Origin of the sequence: Haloimpatiens massiliensis (genome assembly GCF_900184255.1) — a bacterium.
Lineage (GTDB): Bacteria > Bacillota > Clostridia > Clostridiales > Clostridiaceae > Haloimpatiens > Haloimpatiens massiliensis.
This window is the reverse complement of the sequence record NZ_LT854640.1, coordinates 883,727-900,507: the sequence shown is the minus strand read 5'-3', so window position 1 is coordinate 900,507 and position 16,781 is coordinate 883,727. Positions and strand designations below refer to the sequence as shown.

13 protein-coding genes, 2 tRNA genes and 1 pseudogene are annotated in these 16,781 nt (G+C 28.4%); 10 read left to right on the top strand and 6 right to left on the bottom strand.

Annotation, left to right across the window (positions count from 1 at the left end; translation table 11 throughout):
- Positions 1-35: 35 nt before the first annotated feature.
- On the top strand, positions 36-692 hold the full coding sequence (gene cmk, locus C1715_RS12475) for a (d)CMP kinase (protein WP_423240832.1): 657 nt from the start codon (positions 36-38) through the stop codon (positions 690-692).
- Between the two features lie 27 nt (positions 693-719).
- Positions 720-1,556 (top strand): annotated as a pseudogene (locus tag C1715_RS12470) (4-hydroxy-3-methylbut-2-enyl diphosphate reductase); the annotation flags it as partial.
- Positions 1,557-1,656: 100 nt separating this feature from the next.
- Here C1715_RS12470 and C1715_RS12465 read toward each other — a convergent pair.
- Together C1715_RS12465 and C1715_RS12460 are read right to left on the bottom strand one after the other, a co-directional pair.
- Positions 1,657-1,741: transfer RNA gene (locus tag C1715_RS12465), tRNA-Tyr, on the bottom strand.
- A gap of 14 nt (positions 1,742-1,755) precedes the next feature.
- Positions 1,756-1,832 (bottom strand) — tRNA-Ile (locus tag C1715_RS12460).
- A gap of 114 nt (positions 1,833-1,946) precedes the next feature.
- On the opposite strand from C1715_RS12460, the gene C1715_RS12455 reads away from it, so the two are divergent.
- On the top strand, positions 1,947-2,993 hold the full coding sequence (locus C1715_RS12455; protein ID WP_102400805.1) for a CotS family spore coat protein: 1,047 nt from the start codon (positions 1,947-1,949) through the stop codon (positions 2,991-2,993).
- Positions 2,994-3,043: 50 nt separating this feature from the next.
- Positions 3,044-3,925, top strand: coding sequence for a GNAT family N-acetyltransferase (locus C1715_RS12450; RefSeq protein ID WP_102400804.1), 882 nt, complete (start codon positions 3,044-3,046; stop codon positions 3,923-3,925).
- 43 nt (positions 3,926-3,968) lie between these two features.
- On the opposite strand, the gene C1715_RS12445 is transcribed toward C1715_RS12450, so the two are convergent.
- From C1715_RS12445 to C1715_RS12440, 3 genes are all read right to left on the bottom strand, one after another.
- Complete coding sequence (locus C1715_RS12445; RefSeq protein ID WP_102400803.1) at positions 3,969-5,165, bottom strand: pyridoxal phosphate-dependent aminotransferase; 1,197 nt, start codon at positions 5,163-5,165, stop codon at positions 3,969-3,971.
- 41 nt (positions 5,166-5,206) lie between these two features.
- On the bottom strand, positions 5,207-5,356 hold the full coding sequence (locus C1715_RS19475) for a hypothetical protein (protein ID WP_180964075.1): 150 nt from the start codon (positions 5,354-5,356) through the stop codon (positions 5,207-5,209).
- Between the two features lie 66 nt (positions 5,357-5,422).
- Complete coding sequence (locus tag C1715_RS12440) at positions 5,423-6,607, bottom strand: aminotransferase-like domain-containing protein (RefSeq protein WP_102400802.1); 1,185 nt, start codon at positions 6,605-6,607, stop codon at positions 5,423-5,425.
- Positions 6,608-6,894: 287 nt separating this feature from the next.
- Here C1715_RS12440 and miaB point away from each other — a divergent pair, with 287 nt between their 5' ends.
- From miaB to C1715_RS12410, 6 genes are all read left to right on the top strand, one after another.
- Positions 6,895-8,229 carry a tRNA (N6-isopentenyl adenosine(37)-C2)-methylthiotransferase MiaB gene (gene miaB / locus C1715_RS12435; protein ID WP_102400801.1) on the top strand — a complete coding sequence of 445 codons (1,335 nt, stop codon included), beginning with the start codon at positions 6,895-6,897 and terminating at the stop codon, positions 8,227-8,229.
- Positions 8,230-8,308: 79 nt separating this feature from the next.
- Positions 8,309-11,053 (top strand): DNA mismatch repair protein MutS, encoded by a 2,745-nt coding sequence (gene mutS / locus C1715_RS12430; RefSeq protein ID WP_102400800.1) that lies wholly within the window; start codon positions 8,309-8,311, stop codon positions 11,051-11,053.
- A gap of 80 nt (positions 11,054-11,133) precedes the next feature.
- On the top strand, positions 11,134-13,110 hold the full coding sequence (gene mutL / locus C1715_RS12425) for a DNA mismatch repair endonuclease MutL (protein ID WP_102400799.1): 1,977 nt from the start codon (positions 11,134-11,136) through the stop codon (positions 13,108-13,110).
- Positions 13,111-13,125: 15 nt separating this feature from the next.
- A complete protein-coding gene (gene miaA, locus C1715_RS12420) occupies positions 13,126-14,058 on the top strand; it encodes a tRNA (adenosine(37)-N6)-dimethylallyltransferase MiaA (protein ID WP_102400798.1) in 933 nt (310 codons plus the stop codon).
- A gap of 70 nt (positions 14,059-14,128) precedes the next feature.
- Complete coding sequence (hfq, locus tag C1715_RS12415; RefSeq protein ID WP_102400797.1) at positions 14,129-14,371, top strand: RNA chaperone Hfq; 243 nt, start codon at positions 14,129-14,131, stop codon at positions 14,369-14,371.
- Positions 14,372-14,520: 149 nt separating this feature from the next.
- Entirely contained in the window at positions 14,521-15,810 is a 1,290-nt protein-coding gene (locus tag C1715_RS12410; RefSeq protein WP_102400796.1) for a methionine gamma-lyase family protein, read from the top strand.
- A gap of 260 nt (positions 15,811-16,070) precedes the next feature.
- Here C1715_RS12410 and lexA read toward each other — a convergent pair whose 3' ends face one another.
- Entirely contained in the window at positions 16,071-16,685 is a 615-nt protein-coding gene (lexA, locus tag C1715_RS12405) for a transcriptional repressor LexA (protein WP_102400795.1), read from the bottom strand.
- Between the last annotated feature and the right edge of the window lie 96 nt (positions 16,686-16,781).

Here is a 16,781-nt window from a genome sequence, read left to right as displayed (position 1 = left end):
TGTTTTATATAGTTAAAAGAAAGGCGGGCATAAAATTGAATATATCAATAGCAATAGACGGTCCTGCAGGAGCAGGTAAAAGTACCATAGCAAAATTAGTAGGAGACAGATATTCTTTAATGTATATAAATACTGGTGCTATGTATAGAGCAGTTACATTAAAGGCTATGGAGAAAAATATAAAACCTGAAGATACACAAGAATTAGTAGAACTTATGAATAATTTAGATATGCATTTTCAAGGGGAAAGACTTATAGTAAATGGAAAGGATATAACGGATGGTATATACATGCCTTTAATAAGCAAAAATGTTTCTTATTATTCCACCATTAAGGAAGTGAGAGAAAAGCTTGTAGAGCTTCAGAGAAAAATGTCCGAAAAATATAGTGTGGTAATGGATGGAAGAGACATAGGAACTGTAGTTTTAAAAGATGCAAAATTGAAGATATTCTTAACTGCCAGTGCAGAAACTAGAGCAAATAGAAGATATAAAGAATTAGTGGAAAAAGGTATTGAAGTAAACTATGAAGAAATTTTAAAGGATATTAAAAGAAGAGATCATATAGATTCCACTAGAGAAATAAGTCCTTTAGCTAAAGCTAAAGATGCTATAGAAATAGATTCATCTAATTTAGATATAAATGGTGTAGTAGATAAAATATCTTATTATATTGATAATATTAAAAAATAGAGTTTAGTATATATTTGGAGGTTAATTATGAAAAATGTAATTGTAGGGGATAAGTCTGGATTTTGCTTTGGAGTTAAAAGAGCTGTAGATTTGGTTATTAAGTGCCAAAGAGAAAAAGGAAAAAAGATTTATACTTTAGGACCTCTTATACACAATAATGATGTTATAAATTATTTAAAAGGAAAAAATATATATCCAATAGAAATTAATGAAATAGATAAATTAAATGCTGATGATGTAATTGTTATAAGATCTCATGGCGTATCACTAGAAATTTTAGAAAAGTTAAAAAAAGCAGGGTTTGAAGTAATCGATGCTACTTGTCCTTATGTGGCAAGTATTCAGAAGAGAGTAAAAGAATATTATAATTTAGGATATAATATTCTAATTGTGGGAGATAAAAATCATCCTGAAGTTCAAGGAATAAACGGATGGTGCAAAAACACTGCTTTAGTAGCTAAAAATGAAGGGGATATTTCATCTTCTATTGGTAAGAGAGTTTGTGTTGTATCACAAACTACCGAAAAAGAAAAAAATTGGCAAAATGTATTGAATTCTGTAATAAGGAATTCTAAAGAAATAGTTGCTTTTAATACTATATGTAGTGCTACAGAAGTTAGGCAGAAATGTGCAGAGGAGTTATCTAAGGATGTAGATGCTATGATAGTAATTGGGGGTAAACATAGTTCTAATACTACTAAGTTATATGAGATATGTATCAAGAATTGCAAAAACACCATACATATAGAAAGAGCTGAAGAAATACCTATGGAAATTCTTGAAAATAAAGATATAATTAATATAGGAATTACAGCTGGTGCATCTACCCCAGACTGGATAATAGAGGAAACTGTGAATAAAATAAAAATGATAAAGTCATCTTAGATAAAATAAGATGACTTTATTAACTTTATATATATTTATAGAGAATAAAAAATAACTTAACCTATAGTTAAGCTATTTTTGGTGGAGGAAGATGGATTCGAACCATCGAAGCGAAACGCAACAGATTTACAGTCTGCCCCCTTTGGCCACTCGGGAACTCCTCCAAATATTAAATTAATGGTGGACCTTCAGGGACTCGAACCCCGGACCAACCGGTTATGAGCCGGTTGCTCTAACCAACTGAGCTAAAGATCCATGTTGGCGACAAGGATTATTATATATTAAAAATAAATTTTTGTCAACAAAATAAGTAATATTTTTTTATAAGTCTAATATAATCTATTAGCACTAGTATTAGGAGGAAATCTTATGGAAACTCGTTCTAGTTATAAACAAGACTTGAACAGGAAGGAAAGGAATACTATAGTTAGAATATTAAATAAGTATGATTTACAAGTAGAGAATATCTCTAAAAACAGAAGTGTGTATAAAGTTAAAACGGACAAGGAAACTATATGTTTAAAGAAAATAAGAAGTAAAAAGTATAAAGTTAGGAATGGTATGAATCTAGTTAATGAACTTAAAAACAATCATTTTAATAACACAGCGGAGTATTTAAAAACTACTAGAGATAACTTAATGGTTAAATATAAAAATATAAATTTTTATGCTACAAAATGGATAGATGGTAGAGAATGTAATATAGATAATATAGATGAACTATTAAGTAGTGTAAAGTTGTTAGCTAGATTTCATAAATGTTCTAGAAAAATAAATACTAAAGAAATAAAGCTAAAAAATAATTTAGGTAAATGGCCTGAAAGTTTTAATAAAAAACTTCATGATTTAGATAAGTTCAGAAATTTTATTAAAAACAAAAGAATTAAAAGTAGCTTTGATAATGAATACTATAACTGCATAGATATGTTTTATAAAAAAGGGCTCATGGCATTAAGTTTATTAAATTCATCAAACTATTATAATTTATGTAGAAATGATAAGGAGTATAAAACCATATGTCATAACAGTTTTTATTATCAAAACATAATAAAGAAGGATGAAGATTATTACTTAATTGATTTGAATAGTATTGTATTTGATTTAGCTGTAATGGATATAGGAAAATTTATAAGGCGTATTATGTATAAAAAAAATTATAGATGGGATTTCCAAAAAGCCAAATTAATAATAGAAGCGTATAGCTCTATTAACAAACTGTCTAAGGAAGAATTAGAAATAATGTTGGCATTAATTATATTTCCACATAAGTTTTGGAAACTTGGTAGAAAGAAATATGTGAGACATAAAAACTGGAGTGAATTAAAATACTCTAAAAGATTAGAAAAATTAATAAATTGTAATGAATTAGAAGATAAATTTATAGAGGATTTTTCAGAGTATATACAGAATTATTAAATATGAAAAATAGTTATTATTAATATAAATTTTATTTTAAAGAGGTAGATATGTTTACATGTAAAAGATTAAGAAACACAAATATAAGTATTTTTAGGGAGCTTAATAGTGAGAGAAATACTTTTAATGATTTAAATGAAGACTTTTTTTATCTGTATGATAAAATTACTTCTATGGATAGATTTATTATGATGAAAAAAGTGATTTTACTGCAGCATGAAGAGTCTTTAAATTATATAGGATATATATGGCTCTATAAGTTAAATCGCTATAATTATAAGATAAGAGCTTTTAATGTGGGGGATAAATATAAATATAACTTAGAGGCTTATAGTAAACTTGTAAATTATGCTTTTAAAGATACTTTTTCTGTAAATTATGTTTGCAATAAAAATGACTACAATTTTAATATTTTGTATTCATTAGGATTTAAAAAAAACAATGGTACATTGAAAATGAAGAAAAACCTAAATTGTTACATGTGTATAAATAAACCTAGTTCAGTAGAAATCTGTAATGTTTATGATGAAAAAGGGGATAGTTTAAGATGTAAAATTCAAAACTCTATTTTTGAAAGTAATAATAGGATTCCATTAACTTTAGATGATATATTTTTTGAAAAAAAGCAAAAATACTATTATAATGATGGTTGTTTTTTATTAAAGCTAAAGAATGAATATATAGGGTATGGCCAAGTTATATTTGAAGAGGAGGACATACCTTGCATTGTAAACTTCGGCATAATATCTAAATACAGAGGACTTGGGTACAGTAAATATTTTTTAAGTTTTATTCTAAACAGAATTTATAAAGCAAATTATAAATTGGTAAATATAAAGGTGAGTTCAGAAAATAAAGTAGCTATAAATCTTTATACTTCTATGGGATTTTATATAGAAGAGGAGACTTGTAAATGGCAACTTATAAAATAAAACCTCCAGATTTCACAATAATCTGGAGGTTTTATTTTATATTTTATTTTTCTGTTTTCTTATACTCTTCAATGGCAATTTTTAATAAATTCATAGCATCTTTTAATGAATCTTTATTTAAGCAGTAGGATATTCTTATTTCATCTACTCCTAAACCTTCGTTTGCATAGAAACCTTGTGCTGGGGCAACCATAACAGTTTTATTTTCATAAGAGAAATCTGTTAAAAGCCATTTCGCAAAGTTTTCAGCATTTTTAACAGGTAATTTAGCAACTACGTAGAATGCTCCAGTAGGTTTTTTACATACTACTCCTGGTATACTACTTAATTTTTCAAATAGTATATTTCTTCTTCCTTCATATTCTTCTTTTACTTTTTTAAAATATTCCTTAGGCGTATTAATTAAATTAGTGGCTGCTAATTGTTCTATAGTAGGAACACAAAGTCTAGTTTGTCCAAATTTTAGAATTTGTTTCATCAAATCTTTATTTTTGGATGCTACTAATCCTATTCTTGCTCCACATGCACTGTAACGCTTAGAAATACTGTCTATTAATATTATTCTATCCAATACATCTTTCATATAAAGGGCGGAAGTGTATTTTAGGTTATCATAAACAAATTCCCTATAAACCTCATCTGCTATAAGGTATAAATCTTCTTCTTTAACTATATCAGCAAGTGTTCTTATTTCTTCTTCAGTATATACAACACCAGTTGGATTTCCAGGATTTGATATTAAAATAGCTCTAGTTTTATTAGTTATTTTACTTAAAATTTCTTCTTTGCTTGGTAAATGAAAACCATCTTCTGCCTTGGTAGTAAATGAGGATACGTTTACACCAGCTACATCAGAAAAACCATTGTAATTTGTATAGAAAGGTTCAGGAATAACCACTTCATCTCCTACATCACATATGGCCATAAGTGCAAACATTATAGCTTCACTTCCACCGTTAGTTATCATTATTTCATCCTTTTCGAATTCAATGTTCCATTGTTTGTAATATTTAATAAAGCTATTAATTAATTCTTCCATGCCTTGAGAGTTAGTATACTTTAAAACTGACTCTTTAAAATTATTCATGCCTTGAAAAAAGGTATCAGGTGTTTCTATATCGGGTTGTCCAATATTTAGGTGATACACCTTCATGCCGTTTTTCTTTGCTACATCCGCATATGGAGCTAATTTACGAATAGGTGAAAATTGCATTTTTTGAACACGATTTGATAATTTCATTTTGTTCCCCCCACTTTATAGTTTCTTTAGATTATTATAGTTTAATAAAATATATTATCTATTGGTATATAAGAAGTTTTAGTATTTAACATATTATAGTTTTGCTGTTGTCTAAAATATCCAGTAGTAGCAATGCAATCATAAGTTAATTTTTGATTTTTTTTTGAAGCCTCTTTTTTAGCATCATACATAATTAAATCACCTCTTAAATTTATATTGCTTAGAAGTGATTTAAATTATGCATGATTTAAACTAAATTAATAATATTTCTTTAATACATCACCAAGTCTCTTAATACCTTCAACTATTTTTTCTTCACTCATATTAGAGTAGTTTAATCTAAAGTGGTTTTTATTTCCTCCATTTGGATAGAAAGATCCGCCAGGAACAAAGGCAACATTTTGTTTTAAAGCTTCTTTATTAACTTCAGCTGCATCTATGCCTTCTTTTAGATTAACCCAAGTGAATAAACCACCCTTTGGATATGTGAAAGTAACTTCTTTAGGGAAATATTTTTTCATGCTTTCTAGCATTAAATCCCTACGTCTTCTATAAACTTCTATTATTTTATTTATATGTTCGTCTAAATTATGTTCTTGCATAAATCTAGCTGCTATCATTTGAGTAAATGTATTAGATTGTAAATCTGCCCCTTGTTTTATCATTACATATTTTTTAAGTATTTCTTCTTCAGCACAAATCCAACCTAATCTAAGTCCAGGACAGAAAGTTTTTGAAAAAGTTCCTAAAGTAACTACATATCCAGCTTTATCAAAGCTTTTTATACAAGGATATGGTTTACCTTCAAAAATTAATTCTCCGTAAGGACTATCTTCTATAACAGGAACTTTGTACTCTGCAGCTAATTCAGCAATTCTTTTTCTTCTTTCTATAGACATAGTTTTTCCGCTAGGATTTTGGAAATCAGGAATTGTGTATATCATTTTTACATTGTCATTATTTTTTAAAGCTTCTTCTAGTTTGTCTACTTCCATTCCATCGTCATCCATAGAAATTTCTACAAAATTAGGTTCATATGCTTTAAAAGCATTTAATGCACCTAAATAACTAGGACTTTCACAGATAATTATATCACCTTTGTTTACAAAAAGCTTTGCAGAAAATTCCAATGCTTGTTGTGAACCACTAACTACAAGGATATTGTCCACTGTTGTCTTAACCCCATTTTTAGCCATTCTTTCATTTACTATTATTTCTCTTAAAGGAAGATATCCCTCAGTGGTGCTGTATTGAAGAGATTGAGCACCTTGCTCTTCTAAAACTTTAGCTGTTACTTCTTTTAATTGTTCAATTGGAAATAATTCTGGTGCAGGAAGTCCACCTGCAAAAGATATAACCTCTGGACGTTGAGTTAATTTCAAAAGCTCTCTTATTTCAGAAGCCTTTAGTCCATTTGCTCTATCAGAAAATTTTATTTCCATGAAAAAACACCCCCATACTTTATCATTATATGTTCATATTAACTATATTCTATAAATTTTTTTATATTCCTTCATGTAAACAATGAAATGAATAAAAAATTTCAAATTTAATAAATTTATTGAATTGAAAATATATTCAAAATAATTATACATTATTAAATTTATAAGTATATTTTTAAGGAATTAATCAATGGTAATATAGTAATATGGATAAAAAACTTTTAAAAACATTATAAATTATATATAATAGATTAGTAAACTAAAATTTATTCAAAAGGAGAAACAGAATGAAAGATAAATTAAAACAAACCTATTTCATTGAGACTTGGGGTTGTCAAATGAATGAAGAAGATTCCGAGAAAATATCTGGAATGTTAAAAAATATGGATTATAAAAGAACATTAAATAGAGAAGATGCAGATATAATTATATTTAATACCTGTTGTGTTAGAGAAAATGCAGAACAAAAGGTATTTGGAAATTTAGGGGCTATAAAAGCTTTAAAAAGAAAAAATCCAAACCTTATAATAGTTGTTTCAGGATGTATGATTCAGCAAGAAAGTATGGCAGAGGAGATAGCTAAAAAATTTCCTTTTGTTAGTTTATTAATAGGAACACATAATGCTTATAAATTTCCTGAGTATTTAAATAGACTTAAAAATGGAGAAAAACAAATTATTGATATATGGAAGCAAGAAGGAGAAATAATAGAAGGTCTTCCTGTAGATAGAAAAAGTTCTGTAAAGGCTTTTGTAACTATTATGTATGGTTGCAATAATTTCTGTACTTATTGCATAGTTCCATATGTAAGAGGAAGAGAAAGAAGTAGAAAACCTGAAGATATAGAAAATGAAATTAAAGAATTAATAGCTAAGGGATATAAAGAGATAACTTTACTTGGTCAAAATGTTAATTCTTATGGAAAGGGATTGGAACCATCCATTAATTTTGCAGAGTTATTGAGAAGAATTGATAAAATAGAAGGACTAGAAAGAATTAAGTTTATGACATCTCATCCTAAGGATTTATCAGAAGAGGTTATAGATGTTATAGCAAGTGGAAGAGCTCTTTGTGAACACATACACTTACCGGTACAGTCTGGTTCTAGTAAAATACTTAAAAATATGAATAGACATTATTCAAAGGAACAGTATTTAAAGCTAGTTAAAATGATTAAAGAAAAGATTCCAAATGTAGCGTTAACTACAGATATAATAGTAGGTTTTCCTGGAGAAACAGAAGAGGATTTTGAGGAAACTATAGATTTAGTTAAAGAGGTTGGTTATGATTCAGCATTTACATTCTTGTATTCTATAAGAAAAGGTACCCCAGCAGCTGAATATGAAGAACAAATTGATGAAAAGACAAAACATGAAAGATTTAATAGACTAGTAGAAGTGGTTAATGATATAGTAATCAGTAAAAATAAAGCCTTTGAAGGTAAAGTAGTAGAAGTTTTAGTTGAGGGCTTTAGCAAGAATAATGAAGAAAGACTTATGGGAAGAACAAGAGATGGAAGACTTGTTAATTTTGAAGGAAATAAGCAGGATATAGGTAAACTTATAAATATTAAAATAACAAGATCTCAAGGTTTTTCATTACTAGGGGAAAAGGTTATATAAAAAGCTCTTTTAAGAGCTTTTTTTCAAAGCTTACATTAAGATTTAAATGGAGTTTTAATCCATTTTAGGAGGTAAAAATATGAGTTTAACACCTATGATGAAGCAATATTTAGAGGTTAAAGAACGTTGCGGCGATTGCATATTGTTTTTTAGATTAGGAGACTTTTATGAGATGTTTTTTCAGGATGCTGAGACTGCATCTAGAGAGTTGGAACTAGTATTGACGGGACGAGACTGTGGGCTTGAAGAAAGGGCTCCAATGTGCGGAATACCATATCATGCAGCTAGTAATTATATAAGTAGATTAGTGCAAAAGGGTTATAAAGTTGCTATATGTGAACAATTGGAAGATCCTTCTTTGGCAAAAGGAATAGTCAAAAGGGATATAATTAAAATCATAACTCCTGGAACACTTACAGATTCATCTTTCTTAAATGAAGGAGAAAACAACTATATAATGAGTTTGTTTAGTAACCAGGTTAGAGGATTATGTGGTATGAGTTTCTCTGATATTTCCACAGGAGAATTTAATTGTACTTTATGCCCAAATAATATAAGTATTATATTAGACGAAATATCTAAATTTCATCCAAAAGAAATTCTTATACAACAAGATTTAGATGAAAAATTAGTAAAAGCTATAAGGGAGAAATATAATATATCTTTTTCTAAATATGATAATGAGTATTTTTGTACAGATAGTTTGAAAAATATAAATAATCATTTTAAAACTTTAGATACTAAAGATGTAGATGATTGTATATTGTACTCTTGTAATGGGTTATTAAATTATATAAAAGACACTCAAAAGATAACCTTGTCTAATATAGATTTAATAAATATATATAATATAGTAGACTATTTAGCAATAGACTCTAATTCTAGAAGAAATTTAGAACTGACAGAAACCCTTAGAGATAAAACTAAAAAAGGATCTCTCCTTTGGGTTCTAGATAAAACTAGTACTGCCATGGGAGCTAGAGAGTTAAGAAGATGGATAGACCAGCCTTTAGTTAGAAAGTGTGAAATAGATGAAAGACTGAATAGTGTTGAGGAATTAGTTGAGAATTTATCTTTAACAGATGATTTAAAAATTGCTTTAAAGGAAATATATGATATAGAGAGATTGGCAGGAAAGATATCTTCTCAAAGCATAAATGCCAAAGAGATGATAGCTTTAAAAAACTCTATAGGTAATATACCAAGGGTAAAAGAAATTTTATCTAAGTTTGAAAGTAGTTTATTTAAAAAAATGTACAGCAATCTAGATGAATTAGAGGATATACACAAGCTAATTAATGAATCTATAAATGAAAATCCATCACTGTCTTTAAAAGAAGGAGATATAATAAAGGATGGCTTCAATTCATCAGTGGATGAGCTCAGAGGTGCTAAAACTCATGGTAAAGAGTGGATTGCGAGGCTTGAAAATAGTGAAAAAGAAGTTACAGGTATAAAGTCGTTAAAAGTAGGATTTAATAAAGTTTTCGGATACTTTATTGAAATTAGAAAGACAAATTTAGAATTAGTTCCTAAGGATAGATATATAAGAAAGCAAACTCTTGCTAATGCAGAGAGATATATAACAGAGGAATTAAAAGAAGTAGAAGAAAAACTTTTAGGAGCAGAAGGAAAATTAATAGACTTAGAATATAGCATATTTGTAGAAATAAGAGAAAAAATAGAAAGAGAAATAGGAAGACTGAAAAATTCAGCAAAAATAATATCCGCTGTAGATTGTTTATGTTCTTTAGCTACCGTGGCATTAGAAAATAACTACTGTAAACCTAATATAAATGAAAAAGAAAATATAAATATAGTAGGTGGAAGACATCCGGTAGTTGAGAAGGTTATAGCCACAGGAAATTTTATAGAAAATGATGTTTTTTTAGATCAAAAGAGTAATAGATTTTTACTAATTACTGGTCCTAATATGGCAGGAAAATCAACCTATATGAGACAGATAGCTTTAATAACAATACTAGCTCAAATAGGAAGTTTTGTTCCAGCTAAATCTGCTGATATAAGTATATGTGATAAAATATTTACACGAATAGGGGCTTCTGATGATTTAGCCTCTGGTAAAAGTACATTTATGGTAGAAATGTGGGAAGTAGCTAATATACTTAAAAATGCTACAAGCAAAAGTTTAATTTTACTAGATGAAGTAGGTCGTGGAACCAGTACTTATGATGGACTTAGTATAGCTTGGGCAGTTATAGAGTACATTTGTTCTACACCACATTTAAAAAGCAAAACATTATTTGCCACTCATTATCATGAACTTACAAAATTAGAAGGAAAAATTGAAGGACTTAAAAATTATTCTGTTTCTGTAAAAGAAGATGGAAAAGATATAGTGTTTCTTCGTAAAATTGTACAGGGGGGAGCGGATCAGTCCTATGGTATTCAAGTAGCTAAATTGGCTGGTTTACCTGAAGAAGTGCTAAAGAGAGCAGATGAAATATTAAAGGATTTAGAAGGAAATAATAATAAAGATGTAGTGTTGGAAGTGGATGATTATATATATTCTAATACAGAAACTACTACAAATTATAAAGAAATAAATGAGAGGCCAAAGAGTTGTTTAGAAGTAGATGAAGCAGCTTTAGATTTACAAAAGGAAAGTATTAAAAGTAAGGAAAACATGGCAAACAATGATATAATAAAAGAAGATAATAGTATAGTAACGCAACTGAATTTTTCAGATATAGAGAAAGAAAATTTGATAAACTATATTAAAAGTATAGATGTGTTAAAGTTAAATCCTATGGAGGGTTTTAATAAATTGTATGAAATAATCGAAAAGGCAAAATCTATTTAGATAAAAATTCATATTTTGTGATTGGTATATGAGTACATTTATTGATAATCAAGATTATATATTTATACAGAGGTGATCATTTGAAGAGAATTAATTTATTGGATGAACAAACCTGTAATAAAATAGCAGCAGGAGAAGTTATAGAAAGACCTTTCTCTGTGGTGAAAGAATTGATTGAAAATAGTATAGATGCAAAGGCTAAAAATATATCTGTATATATAGAAGAGGGCGGACAGAAAAGTATAAAGATAGTTGATGATGGAATAGGAATTCATCCTGAAGATATAGAGAGAGCATTTTTACCTCATGCTACTAGTAAGATTAAAGGTGCAGATGATATTTTTAAAATAAGTACTTTGGGATTTAGAGGAGAGGCTTTAGCTAGTATTGCCTCTGTATCCCAAACTATAATGAAATCTAAAAGTAAAGAATTTGATTATGGAAAAGAAATATGTATAGAGGGTGGAGTAAAAAGATATATTAAAGATATAGGATTTAATACTGGTACTTCAATAGATGTAAATGATTTATTTTATAACGTACCAGCTAGACAAAAATTTTTAAAATCCAGTGCAAGGGAATCAGCTCTTATATCAGATATTGTATCTAGATTAGCTCTTGTGAATACAAATATAGCTTTTAAATTAGAAAGTAACGGAAGAAAAGTTATAACTACCTACGGCAATGACAATATGAAAGATGCCATAAGAGCTATATTTGGAAAAGAAGTGGTGGATAATATATGGTATTTTGAAGGACACAGTGATATTGCATCTGTATATGGATATGTAGGAAATGAAGCTATAAGCAGAAAAAGTAGAAATAAACAAAGTATATTTGTAAATAAGCGATACATAAAAAGTGGCTTAATTACCGCAGCAGTAGAAAATGCTTTTAAGTCCTTTCTTACAGTAAACAAGTTTCCATTTTTCGTATTGTTTTTAGATGTGTATCCTGAATTTATAGATGTAAATGTACACCCTACCAAATCAGAAATAAAGTTCAGTGATGATAGACATATATTTAAGCTAGTTTTTAATTCAGTTCACAAGGCCATAAGTGAAAATTTAAGAGAAACATTTTTTATAAATGAAGATGAAGAAAAGGAAGAGACTAGAGAGGGAATTACCCAAGTAGCTATCCCTATTGATTTAAAAGCTTCTAATAGTGATGGACGCAAAAACTTAGATGGTAATATAAATAATATTGTAAAACATGATATAACTGATGAAGGGGTTACTGAGCCTAAATTAAATGATATTAACGCTAAGTTTATAGATAAACATGATGAAAATAATAAAACTCAATTAGAAGAAAAATATTGGTGTCAGGATAGGGGCAATAATAAAATAAAAGAAAAAGACTATGTAGAAAGTGAAAAATTTGATATTAAATATGAAAACATAAGTAATGAGAGGAATAGGGGAGAAAACTGTGATGTTATTAAAGAAAATTTTTGTAGTAAAGAAACTTCATTTTTCCCGGACATAAATATAATAGGACAATTCAATAATTCATATATATTAGGAGAATATAACAAGGAGCTGTACATAATAGATCAACATGCTGCCCATGAAAAGATATTGTTTGAGAGATATTTAGATGAGATATCTAAAAGAGATGTAGTTGTACAAGGATTATTATCTCCCTTAATAATAGAATTAACTCATGAAGATTTTGCATATTATAAGGAAAATGAAAAAACTTTTAAAGAATTAGGTTTTGTAATAGAGGAATTTGGTATTAATTCAATATATATAAGGGAAGTGCCTATTATATTAAATGAATCGAATATAAAAAACTTATTCTTTGATATACTTAATAATTTAAAGAATATGGGTTCTGGGCAAATAACACAAGTAAAGTATAATAAAATAGCATCTATGGCATGTAAAGCAGCTGTAAAAGCTAATGATAAACTTTCTGTTATAGAGATGCAAAAACTTATAGAGGATTTAAAATCTACAAGAGAACCTTTTAACTGTCCTCATGGGCGACCAACTATTATAAAAGTGACCTTAACAGAACTTGAAAAACGTTTTAAAAGAATACAATAAATTAAGGAGACAAACATGAATAAATTAGTTATAATAGCAGGTCCTACAGCGGTGGGAAAGACAAATATATCTATAAAAGTAGCTGAAAAAATAAATGGAGAAATTATATCTGCTGACTCAATGCAAATATATAAGTATATGGATATTGGTTCTGCTAAAATAACTCCTGAGGAAATGCAGGGCATACCACATTATATGATCGATGAAGTGGAGCCAAGTGAAGAATTTAGTGTGGCAGAGTTTAAAAATAGGGGAGAGAATTATATAAATGAAATATATAATAAAAATAAGACTCCCATGATTGTAGGTGGCACAGGTCTTTATATAAATTCAATAATATATAATTATAATTTTACCAATACAGATAAGGATGAGGAGTATAGGCAATATCTTCACTGTTTAGCGGAGGAAAAAGGGAAGGAATATATACATTCCATGCTAAAGGAAGTGGATATGGAATCCTATGAAAGATTATTCCCTAATGATTTAAAGAGAGTAGTAAGAGCTCTAGAAGTGTTTAAAAGTACAGGAAAAACCATAGGGGAATTTACTAAAGAACAAGAAAAAAATCTGTATAACATACCTTATAATTTAAAATATTATGTTTTAAATATGAATAGGGAAAAATTATATGATAGAATTAATAGAAGAGTAGATATAATGTTAGAAAAAGGATTGATAGAAGAGGTTATAAAATTACGCAATATGGGTTATAATTCAAATATGCAGTCAATGAAAGGTATAGGATATAAGGAAATATTATATTATTTAGAGGGAAATATAAGTTTAGAAGAGGCTATATATTTAATTAAAAAAGGAAGTAGAAACTATGCTAAAAGGCAATTAACCTGGTTTCGAAAAGATCCAAGAGTAGTTTGGATTAACAAAGAGGACTTTAAAGATGAAGAAGAGATTATTAATTTTATAGCAGAGCATTCTAAAAAATAAGTTAAAAATAGAGGAATTTTAATATTTTTATAGAATCATATTAATTAAAACATATGGAGGGTGAGAATCTATGAGCAAAACTATTAATAACTTACAAGATGTATTCTTAAATAATGCTAGAAAAAACAAAATACCAGTTACTATACACTTAACCAACGGGTTTCAATTAAGAGGTATTGTAAAAGGTTTTGATAATTTTATAGTTATTCTTAATTGTGAAGGAAAACAGATGATGATATATAAACATGCTATGTCTACTATAACTCCTTTAAGACCTATATTATTTTCTGGAGACAATGATAGCGAAGCATAAAAGAAAATTATTTATTAATCCTAGAACTTAATTAGATATGCATATTATAACATACAGCTGTGATATAAAAAGAATAGGTGAATAATTGCCTATTCTTTTTTAATATGCTAATATAATTAGGTATTTGTTTTTAAGGAGGATTAGTAAGTATGATAGATTTAACTAAAGATGTTTTAAGAAAACATTATAATATAAGTGACAAGGTAATAGAATTATATGAAAAATCTCTTAAAGATGTGGAGAATATATTTAAAGAATTAGATTCTATACGAGAATTTAATCAACTTAAAGTATTGAATGCTCTTCAAGAAGAGAGAATAAGTGAAAGTCATTTTACCAATAGCACTGGATATGGGTACGGTGATATGGGAAGGGATAGCTTAGATAAAGTTTATGCTAGAATATTTAACACGGAAGCTGCTTTAGTGAGACCTCATTTTGTAAATGGAACTCATGCTATAGCTACAGCTCTTTTTGGAAATTTAAGACCTGATGATACTATGATTTCTGTTTGTGGTACACCTTATGATACTCTTCATAGTATAATAGGAATTAACAAAGAAGAAAACATTGGATCTCTTAGAAACTATGGAGTTAAGTATAAACAAATAGATTTAATGGAAGATGGTAGAGTTAATCTAAAAGAAATAGAAAAAATATTAAAAGAAGATAAAAGTATAAAATTAGTACATATTCAAAGATCTACAGGTTATGGATGGAGAAAAGCTCTTTCTATAGAAGATATAGAAGAGATAATTAAATGTGTTAAAAGTATAAAAGAAGATGCTATATGTTTTGTAGACAACTGCTATGGGGAATTTATAGATACAAAAGAACCTACAGATGTGGGTGCTGATTTAGTGGCAGGATCTTTAATTAAAAATATTGGTGGTGGCATAGCTCCAACAGGAGGATATGTGGCAGGCAAAAGTGAATACGTACAGCAAGCTGCTTTTAGATTAACTACTCCAGGTATTGGAGGGGAATGTGGTTCTACTTTTGGTGTAGTGAGATTATTTTATCAAGGATTATTCTTAGCACCACACATATCTATAGAAGCATTAAAAGGAGCTATACTCTGCGCAAGAATTATGGAGTTATCTGGTTTTGAAGTTTTACCTAAATTTGACGATAAAAGAAGTGATATAATACAAGCTATAAAATTTAATGATAAAGATAAACTTATTAATTTCTGCAAGGGAATTCAAAAGGGTTCTCCGATAGATTCCTTTGTTGAATGTGAACCTTGGGATATGCCGGGATATGACGATCAAGTTATAATGGCTGCAGGCGCTTTTGTTCAAGGAGCTTCCATAGAATTATCTGCTGATGCTCCAATAAGAGAACCTTATATTGCATACTTACAGGGTGGACTTACTTTTGAGCATGCTAAAATTGCTATATTAATAGCATTGTCAAAAGTATTAGCAACTTCATAGTTATAAAACTTAATACAAAGTTTTTATTAGATGGATAAAAGGCACTTTTATTTAAACTGATACCTATAGGCTAAATGTTTTGTAAAGTTTAGTATATAGGTATCAGTTTATTAAAAAGGTGCCTTTATTTATTATATACTTATATATCGTTTATTTATATAAAATTAATGAAAATAAATATAGGTTGAAATATCTATTTATATATAATATATCAATAGATATTATATTAGAAAATAGTATGCTAGATTAAATAAGATATATTAGTATTTTCTGTATATAGCTACTAGTTTACCTATGATTTCACAAGAATCTACTATAATAGGATCCATTGTTTTATTTTCTGGTTGTAGTCTTATGTGATCTTTTTCTTTGAAAAATCTCTTTATGGTAGCTTCTTTATCTATTAAAGCAACTACTATATCGCCATTTTCTGCAGTATTAACTTTTTCAATAACTGCAAAGTCACCATCTTGTATACCAGCTTCAATCATGCTTTCGCCTTGGATTGTCAATATGAAGAGCTCATTATTACTTTTAACAAAATTAATAGGTAGGGAAAAGTAATCTTCAATATTTTCTACGGCTAAAATTGGCTGACCAGCAGTTACGTTGCCTACTATGGGGATGTTAACTAATTCTTTTCTTTTCATTGTATTTTCTACTATTTCTATAGCTCTTGGTTTAGTGTGATCCCTTATTATAAGGCCTTTTTTTTCTAGCTTTGATAAATGACTATGGACAGTAGAAGTAGAACTTAAACCAACAGCTTTGCATATTTCTCTTACTGAAGGGGGATAACCTCTTTCCATAGTTATATCTTTTATATATTGATATATTTCACTTTGTTTAGTAGATACTCTACCCATTTTAATCATCTCCTCATCCTAGTGGATTATTTATTAATAATTAAGAGCGATAATACTTTGCTATAATTAATTGGTGTAATAACTCCATCTTTATGAAATTATAGC

Excerpts from the sequence above, each read along its gene's own strand:
- C1715_RS12455 (WP_102400805.1), top strand. The coding sequence starts at position 1,947 with ATGGAAACTCGTTCTAGTTATAAACAAGACTTGAACAGGAAGGAAAGG.
- C1715_RS12450 (WP_102400804.1), top strand. The coding sequence starts at position 3,044 with ATGTTTACATGTAAAAGATTAAGAAACACAAATATAAGTATTTTTAGG.
- C1715_RS12445 (WP_102400803.1), bottom strand. The coding sequence starts at position 5,165 with ATGAAATTATCAAATCGTGTTCAAAAAATGCAATTTTCACCTATTCGT.
- C1715_RS19475 (WP_180964075.1), bottom strand. The coding sequence starts at position 5,356 with ATGTATGATGCTAAAAAAGAGGCTTCAAAAAAAAATCAAAAATTAACT.
- C1715_RS12440 (WP_102400802.1), bottom strand. The coding sequence starts at position 6,607 with ATGGAAATAAAATTTTCTGATAGAGCAAATGGACTAAAGGCTTCTGAA.
- miaB (WP_102400801.1), top strand. The coding sequence starts at position 6,895 with ATGAAAGATAAATTAAAACAAACCTATTTCATTGAGACTTGGGGTTGT.
- mutS (WP_102400800.1), top strand. The coding sequence starts at position 8,309 with ATGAGTTTAACACCTATGATGAAGCAATATTTAGAGGTTAAAGAACGT.
- miaA (WP_102400798.1), top strand. The coding sequence starts at position 13,126 with ATGAATAAATTAGTTATAATAGCAGGTCCTACAGCGGTGGGAAAGACA.
- hfq (WP_102400797.1), top strand. The coding sequence starts at position 14,129 with ATGAGCAAAACTATTAATAACTTACAAGATGTATTCTTAAATAATGCT.
- C1715_RS12410 (WP_102400796.1), top strand. The coding sequence starts at position 14,521 with ATGATAGATTTAACTAAAGATGTTTTAAGAAAACATTATAATATAAGT.
- lexA (WP_102400795.1), bottom strand. The coding sequence starts at position 16,685 with ATGATTAAAATGGGTAGAGTATCTACTAAACAAAGTGAAATATATCAA.